The sequence below is a fragment of the Candidatus Eisenbacteria bacterium genome, assembly GCA_018831195.1.
Taxonomy (GTDB): Bacteria; Eisenbacteria; RBG-16-71-46; order CAIMUX01; family JAHJDP01; genus JAHJDP01.
The window spans coordinates 1-7699 of record JAHJDP010000122.1; the positions used below are offsets into that span (position 1 = coordinate 1).

Genomic DNA, 7699 nt, shown 5'->3' on the forward strand with positions numbered 1-7699 from the left:
CATCGGTTCCGGACAAAGCGCATGTTCTGGTCCTACTGCGGTTTTGGTGTCGTCGTTCGTTCGTCATCGGATTGGATCCGGAGAGACGATCAATGGGTTCGCGGAAAACTGGATCATACCCGTGGATTGAACCGTGAATTCAACCACATGCTGAAGGCCAATTTAAAAGGCGCGGCAACGACGATCATCATCCACACTCGATCCCTGCACCCGTTGCGGGATGATTATGAGCGTCTGCTGCGGAACGGTACGAAACCAACTTTGGCGAAGATGACGATTGCCAGAAAGATTGCAGCGATCGTCTTGGCGATGTGGAAGAGAGAGGAGAGATACCAACCGGAGATGTATCGACAAGCGATGTAGCCTGGGGCAGTAGGTCGAAATCAGGGTTTTAATATTCCCGGATCCTGCGGTTTGTCGATCATCTCCGCGCAAGAGGTCGAGGGGAAGGCTCAATGTCACGGCTGGGTCCTCCGGAGTAGAGGAGAGACTCCAAGCGAGAGGATAGCCCCCCTCGCAGAACCGAATGAAGCGATGGCCATAAAGGTCCCAATGGAAGGCTGGTTCAATCTTTGCTGCACGAAGAACAAACTGGCTTCGAAGGCGGGCATGGCGCAAATGGCAATAGGGAGACGGGAATGAGATCCATTCGTCTATTGTGCAAGGGAGTCATCATGGGGACGTTCGATGAACCCGTCATCGAGCGATGGGGAGATTTTTGTCTTGACATCTCTTTCTATGGAGGCTGTGACAAGCGCCCTCGATAGGGTCAAAATGTCGTTAGACATCTATATACTAACTCCCGAACAACTTAATTATAAACTCTCCGGCCTTGGCCGCTAAATCCGCGGCGCCATCCACCGCGATGCCCTCGAGTACCTGTTTAATGGCAGCTAAGCTGCTTCTAACAATATTTGCTTTTGGTTTTGGAGATCTACCTTGCGCTTCAATTGTATCGATTTCGCACTCTATTTCCGATTTTTCATCATCTCGTATAGCCGGAATCTTTAGGAATTCTTGCACTTCATTTAGAAAACCGGCCAATTCTTCAAGCCCCGCAGGCACAACTAATTCTTGTCGGCTGTCCACAGTGCCTTGTTGGATCTGAGATTTTTCCATATGCCCAATATGAATAATATTAACTGCCGGCGGAAAATATGTTGTGGCCTCATCAGGCTTAGACAAGGACTTTTCAACTTCGACAATACCTCTATGGGTAAGGGATATATTTCCTCCAAGATCTGAATATTCAAGCAAGCCTTCGCCTTCAAGATATTCAACGATACTTTGCGTCTCACTGCGTGGCCACCCAAACTCCTCGCCGATTCCCCACATGCTTACAGCTTTGCTCCTGGTTCCTTCGCATAAATCATACAACCGATGTATCAATTTTAGACGATTCGTTCGCTTTTCATTAAGATCTGCCATTAATCCCCTCCCGTTTTTGTAATGACTTGTTATTCAACGTCTTGAATGTTGTTCTTTTCTGCCAATTTTTCTCGAAGGCGGTTTCGCAAGATAGCCGACAGGTATTTCGCCGCTGCTACATTGTGATAATCTCCCCTTGTGTCATGCGCTGTTTTCCAAACGGAATACTCAACATATTCAAGAATATCAAGATAGCTTATTATCTTTAGCGCTTGGCGAACGAGTTGCCTCGGAAATTCTCGAGAGGAGTACTCATGAGGACAGTCCTCTATTGCAGTTACAAAATGCCCCTCAAGCTTTTGAAGTTCCTCCTGTTCCCTTTTTCTCGAGAGTTCCTTGACATGATTGTATTCGGCCAACTGCAACTCTCTCTCTGCCAATAGAATTGCCGCTTCATGAAGATCGCGCTCGCCAGGAACTGCTTCAAGGAGTGTTGCGCCCTTTCCACGATTGCATTCAAAGCAGGATGTCACTAAATTTTCAATTTCATTGTCACCACCTTTGGATATAGGAATAACGTGATCGACCTCTAATATGACTTCAGGGGTTTTGCGCCCACAATACCGACAGGTGAAATCATCACGCTTGAATATTTCAAATCTTATCTTGGGAGATAATGACATTATAATTTTACCGTTTTATAGAATGTCTACGCACGGCTCACCGGTGAGCGTAGCGAATCCGGTGAAGCCGATTGTTGGCATTGGTTTTCTATTGAAAACCATTAATTGTCTCGTTTGTCTACGTCATTTCATAGTTATCTATGTGAAATCTGTAACACCTTGATTTGGATGTCTCCGAAAGTATTGTCATATCCAGGGTGTAATGCAAAGGATATAATGACCCTACTTTTTCACTTTTAGCGTTTTGTTATTGGATTTTGGTTTTGTAAAATTATTCTGATTGATATCCACACTTGAACTTATCCATGCTCTAACTGCTGTATACCCTTTAAGGTTGGTAATATCTACGATGTTGCCCATTCCCTCTTTGACGAGCTGATTAAACATCCAAGTGGATACATCATAGTGTGCAACAATACCTGATGGACGTGCGCAACCTTCAAGACGACTGGCCAGATTTATTATCGAGCCCGCATAATCAATCGCATGACCATAGTCAAGACGCCATGCATGACCCTTTGCTATACCAACTCCAAATTCCAAGTCGAGTACCCGTTTCGAGTAACAGTCAAGTTCAACTGGGAGTAAATTTCTAAAGTGAAAATAAAACCTTTTGCACATCTCATCGATTGCGAGAACTATTTGTTGACTGAGATTACCTTGAGCTGGGAAATCAAGATGTGCAGGAATTTCCCATACGATCATCAAGCCATCGCCGAGGTTTTTGTACATCGAAGGGGTCATAAACTCCGCAATTTTCAAATGATTCTCATTAGGTGTGGTGTACTTTTCGTCCAATTTCTTAACAAACCACGCAACGAGGCCTTCGTTAAAGACAGTAATGTATCGCCGAAGAAAATTTTGAATCTTACGATCCTGCATTTCCTGTTGCAGCTCATGACAATATGCGGTGAATCCACGAACATCAGCGAAACAAACGATAATTTCTGAATCTGAAATCGTTGGCTCAAATGAAGCCCCAAGGAATTGCTTGAATTTCAAGATCTGACCAAGAGCATCAAAGCGATCCTTAAGTAAAACGTCCTTTTGGTGATTCTTGCTATCAATTTCAGTCTCATTGCTTACTGTTGTGGATTTACTTATTTTCTTCACATTTGGTCTGCTTTTTGGTTTGCGATTTACTGTTCTCGATTTTGAACCTTTGGTTTTACGCTGAGACTCATTTGCCATCAGTATTCCTCCTCTCAATTCTTCATAATAGCACTGTCTGGTGAATTCCCTTGTGGTCCGCCAACGCCAAGCATCAGCGGGGAGCGAAGCGAATCCGCTTCCGGGTAGGAGCCGGAGTTACCTCCGGCGCCCCCCACAGTCCCGGACGTGAAGATTTCCCTCATCCGGTTCCTCGGTTCCCCGTTATATCCGGGGAGTCTCACAGCGATCGCCCGCCGTGAGCGCATGGCCGTTGCTACCCATTTCAGCACGAATGTACTATCCGCGGTCGCGGCAGGGGAAACACCTGCCTGATCATTGTATCATAGTCGTCCCATCTTATGTATCCGTTTCGCGTGCGTCGTTCCAGCCAGTGTTTTCATGCCTTGTCCACATACTCATACACAACTTCCAGTGCCTTGTAGTTGCCTCGGATTCCGTAGAAAGCATAGTGGCCTTGGAGCTTCGCCTTCAAGCGTTGATACTGCTCGGGGATGCTCCAGTGCCGGTGGTCGCGGCACCACGCCCATATCGCTCTGTGTGCTCGCGCCATGCGTGCACGCCGCGTTTTGCGTTTAATAGTCCATCCCCCTTTCCGTGTCTTCCCCCAGTAGTGGGTGAATCCGAGAAAGTCGAATGTCCCGGTGCCCTTCCCTGCTTTCCCTTCAGGTTTGCCGAATTGAATCAGACGGCTTTTGGCCGGGTGTATCGTAAGTCCGAATCGGGAAAACCGCTTCGGGAGGACCGCGAATACGCGCTCCGCGTCCGTGTGCTCTTCGCAGCCGATGATGAAATCATCAGCGAAGTGTAGTATAAAGCTCCTTCCGCTTAGGCGCGGTTGCACGGCTTTCACAATCCACTCGTCCAGCACATGGTGTAAGTATATGTTAGCCAAGATGGGCGAAATCACGCCCCCTTGGGGTGAACCGGTTTCGGGCTGGCGTAACTGGCCCTCTTCCAGTACTCCAGCATTGAGCCACTTGCCGATCAGTCGCCGTAAGGTTCCGTCGTTGACCTTCTTTTTGAGGAAGGTTCGTAGGTGTCCGTGATCGATTTCATCGAAATAGTTACTGACGTCCGCATCTACAATCCAGCTGATGTTCAGTGTCAAGCATTGTGTCCGCAAGGACGATAAGGCTTGATGCGCACTTCGGCCCGGCCGGAATCCGTAGGAAATGTCGTAGAACAGCGGTTCGTAAACCGCCTCCAGGAGCATCGCCACGGCTCGCTGGACAATTTTATCTTCCAGCGAAGGAATCCCAAGGGGCCGGCGTCGGCCATCTTCCTTCTCGATCCACGCTCGGCGTACGGGAGGGGCCTTATATCGTCCCTCGCGGAGTCGCCTGTGTAATCCTTCGAGATTGATTGATAGGTTCAGCTTGTACACTCGCCAAGTGACCCCGTCTATACCGGGGGCTGCTTCGAGGCGTACGCGCATAAACGCTTCCCGCAGAAATTCCATGGTCATGTGATGGGCCAAGGTCGTGAACACCCGCCCTGGATTGCGTGCTGATTCCTCCGCAATCCGCGACAGGGTCGTTGACACAGTTGGTGAACTCAAAGTCTCTCCTGTGTTTCGCCATCGCGAAAACCATGCCCGGCATCACCTTTCCTCCAGCGGGTCGCTTGGGCTTCACTTCCCCGCCTTCATCGGTAATATGATCTGCTAAGACTGCCTCTGCCCATCTCGGTCGGTTCGCTCTTCACTCCCTTCCGATACCTGTGACTCTTTGCTTTCGTGTTCCCGCCCACTGGGGCAGGCTCGCCTGAGTCGGCGGTCCCGGTCTTCCCTCAGACGCCGGGGATTTTGTTATACCGGTTCCCATGGTCTTCCGGCTTCATCTGTGCAGGAGACAGGAGGCCCTCCCGAGTTCCCGGGCCACCCTCCGTGCACATGCCCCGTTCTCAGATCCCGGCGGGAACCGTCCACCTTGCCATAGCGGTGACCGGTCTGCTGTCTTCCGGGCCATTCAACCGTCGACTTTCAGCGTCCCGGAGGACGCTTATCCTAAAGCCCGCAACTATACATATTTCGGGATTCAATAGCGCGGCCTGCGCACTCGCTTCCCCTCTGCTTCGCACACCTCCTCTCAGAGATCGCACTTCGGGTCAGCTTCCGGCCTGGTGGCTAACCTTTGGCCGTGTGGTTATCCCTGCCTTCGGCAGGTTTACCTATGGGTGACTGTGACGCATTTCAAGGGATTTTGTCCCTATCCCAACGTCCCGAGCTTGGCTCGGCGCGAGAATGTAATTGTTGTGCCCACACTTCACCCGAATAATCTGCCTCTTGATAGGTTGAGTTTGGTTTCTTCAACTATTACATGACCTGCCGACATGTCAGACACTGTTATACTCCTCCTGGAACCCACCCACCACATGCAGAACTTCGTCGAAGTTCGGTACCTCGTCAAAGAACATCTCGTCACGCATTGCTTGGTAATCCTGGCGCCATTCTGATTCCTGTTCCGGCAAGGGCACTAAGCGGAGCGAACCTCGACACAGTGTGCTGTAGTCCATCCACGACCAGCTGAAATAGATCTCTCGGTGCTGAGCCGCGCGGGCAAAAATCTCGTCGCGATTGGCTGCCCTCGCGGCAATGCCCTTGGTGATTAGGCACCAAAGATCGTAGTAGTGGCGGGCAATGCGCGCATCTCTCTTCTTCTTATGAACAGGACGATAAGTCTCTTCGTGCACCAGCATGGCTTTCTCCCAGAAAGTTCTTTCCGGTGCCAAAGCCCTTACTCGGAAGTTGCTGGAGCCGAGAACATCTGGGAAAGCATCGAAGAGGTACGGGTATATTTCCTTTTCTTCGACAGGCTCGTTGTCTGACCGGGCACCCAGCTCGATTTTCACCACGCGGCGAACGTAGGCATGAGTATCGGGCATGGCTATTGGGTATTTGAACAATAGTGTCTGCCTGTCAGGGTCTTCGTCCTCCGAAGCTGGAACCAGCTCCCAGATGTCAGACTCCGGCAGAGTTGCGCCAATGCGAGCCGCCAACGCTGGCATCAAGTCACTATAAATCTTGGATTGCGCTGCTTCCCTCATCGCATCGAGACGCTTCTTCTTCTGTTTCTTACTGGGCGCGTCCTCGGGACTATCCTCGCCGCCGAAGCCGAGGAAGCCCTTGTCGATCACAATGTCGATGTCCTCGGAAAACCGGCTGATTAAACCCCAACACTTCGAGAGAGAGGTTCATCCCTTGAAAGTGAGGTTTTTAGCCCACTCGGGAAGGCCGAAGAGTTCCCTGAGAATCCAGCACACCCAGTAGTCCTTTTCCAGGGATGTGTCCGGCAAGTCAAGTTGAGCTTGTGCTTGTTGACACATCAAGCGACGGCGTTCGGCAGGAATCCTAAGGTATCCGTCCATCAGGATTGGCACTCCCTGGCGATCGCGCGGATAACATGGGCAACCCAGATCGGTGCGTAGTGGATGTCCTTCAGAAGTTGCTCCTTGCCCTTGGCATCTAGACTCCCTTTGAGGATTGACGTCACTCGATCATCGACGTGTCGCTGCCCCAACCATCGGAGCGCTTGGATGACTGTCCCGCTGATTCGGCCGGCCGTTGCCATGTTCCGGGGCGTGGTATGTCTTAGCAGAATCTGTCTACTTCCCACCTGCAGTTTCCGGGTGGGGCCGTCGGTAAGGAAGACGACCTTCATGGGTACTTGGTCGCTTAGGCCTAGGAGGTTGGCAGCGTAGGCCCCCGAAGGCTGGAGCCGTACGGCATCGCGGACCTCAAGGGCAGAAATAATCTGGTCTATCGAGGGAGCCAGAACGCCGAGTTGCGGATCCGTGCGAGGATAGTCGTACAGTCCCCTAGCCAGTTGTCGGATTGTGCCCTCATTTTTGTGGCGCCGCAGTGCGCTCTCCACAGCAGTGCGGCTCCCGACACCTTTGAAGTTAGCCGGGGTGAAGACCCATCCAAGCCCATGTCCACGAATGGATTTAAGTATCATATTGGCAACAGATTGCGCGTGTATTCTATCTTGATTCATGACGCAAAAATTAGCACGTTTTTGCGTCGCCGACAAGCTTCAAAATCGCCCTAAGTAGACTCATCTCGCCCGTGACTATTTCATGTGTCGCAACCCGGCCGACTTCAACCTGTCAAGGTGGCCGATTTCACAGGAACACGCACGGCTCCAGAATCGGTGTCGGCGCCAATCGATCATGCTGTTGTGTACGCCCGGCATGGGCGTGGACTCAAGGGGTGAAAGTCCCCTGTAGGAGGACCACCGTCATCAATGATGACGCCAACGGCTAGCTCAAGGCAAGGGCCAACCCGCGAGGAATGGTCCGAAGGAAGCCGGCGGCAAAACTGCGAGCCGAGGAACACGAACGCCATAGAAGGCCGACATCCCCGGGGCGAGTCAGCACAACATGACAAAGCCCTGTGGTCCGGGGGACACGGTAAATGGCGCGGTTGTGCAGTGAAAGTTTACGTCCTTATCCGGGGAGATCTGCTCGACTTGCGG

General features: G+C 51.1%; 6 protein-coding genes and 1 pseudogene. 1 reads left to right on the forward strand and 6 read right to left on the reverse strand.

Annotation, left to right across the window (positions count from 1 at the left end):
• On the forward strand, positions 1–363 hold a 363-nt coding region (locus tag KJ970_21205; GenBank protein MBU2693444.1), incomplete at its 5' end, for a hypothetical protein.
• 432 nt (positions 364–795) lie between these two features.
• Here KJ970_21205 and KJ970_21210 read toward each other — a convergent pair.
• The 6 genes and pseudogenes from KJ970_21210 to KJ970_21235 form a co-directional block, all read right to left on the reverse strand.
• The gene (locus KJ970_21210) at positions 796–1428 is read right to left on the reverse strand and encodes a hypothetical protein (GenBank protein ID MBU2693445.1); all 633 of its coding nucleotides are present in this window, start codon (positions 1426–1428) and stop codon (positions 796–798) included.
• A gap of 29 nt (positions 1429–1457) precedes the next feature.
• The gene (locus KJ970_21215; GenBank protein ID MBU2693446.1) at positions 1458–2051 is read right to left on the reverse strand and encodes an HNH endonuclease; all 594 of its coding nucleotides are present in this window, start codon (positions 2049–2051) and stop codon (positions 1458–1460) included.
• A 222-nt stretch (positions 2052–2273) separates the two neighbouring features.
• Positions 2274–3242: an adenylate/guanylate cyclase domain-containing protein gene (locus KJ970_21220; GenBank protein MBU2693447.1), complete on the reverse strand. Its 969-nt coding sequence runs from the start codon at positions 3240–3242 to the stop codon at positions 2274–2276.
• Positions 3243–3486: 244 nt separating this feature from the next.
• Positions 3487–4782, reverse strand: a pseudogene (gene ltrA, locus KJ970_21225) (group II intron reverse transcriptase/maturase).
• Between the two features lie 776 nt (positions 4783–5558).
• Positions 5559–6389 carry a nucleotidyl transferase AbiEii/AbiGii toxin family protein gene (locus tag KJ970_21230; GenBank protein MBU2693448.1) on the reverse strand — a complete coding sequence of 277 codons (831 nt, stop codon included), beginning with the start codon at positions 6387–6389 and terminating at the stop codon, positions 5559–5561.
• Between the two features lie 200 nt (positions 6390–6589).
• Entirely contained in the window at positions 6590–7219 is a 630-nt protein-coding gene (locus KJ970_21235) for a hypothetical protein (GenBank protein MBU2693449.1), read from the reverse strand.
• Positions 7220–7699: the final 480 nt, after the last annotated feature.

Coding starts and splice junctions, on each gene's coding strand:
- KJ970_21210 (MBU2693445.1), bottom strand. CDS start 1,428: ATGGCAGATCTTAATGAAAAGCGAACGAATCGTCTAAAATTGATACAT.
- KJ970_21235 (MBU2693449.1), bottom strand. CDS start 7,219: ATGAATCAAGATAGAATACACGCGCAATCTGTTGCCAATATGATACTT.
- KJ970_21220 (MBU2693447.1), bottom strand. CDS start 3,242: ATGGCAAATGAGTCTCAGCGTAAAACCAAAGGTTCAAAATCGAGAACA.
- KJ970_21215 (MBU2693446.1), bottom strand. CDS start 2,051: ATGTCATTATCTCCCAAGATAAGATTTGAAATATTCAAGCGTGATGAT.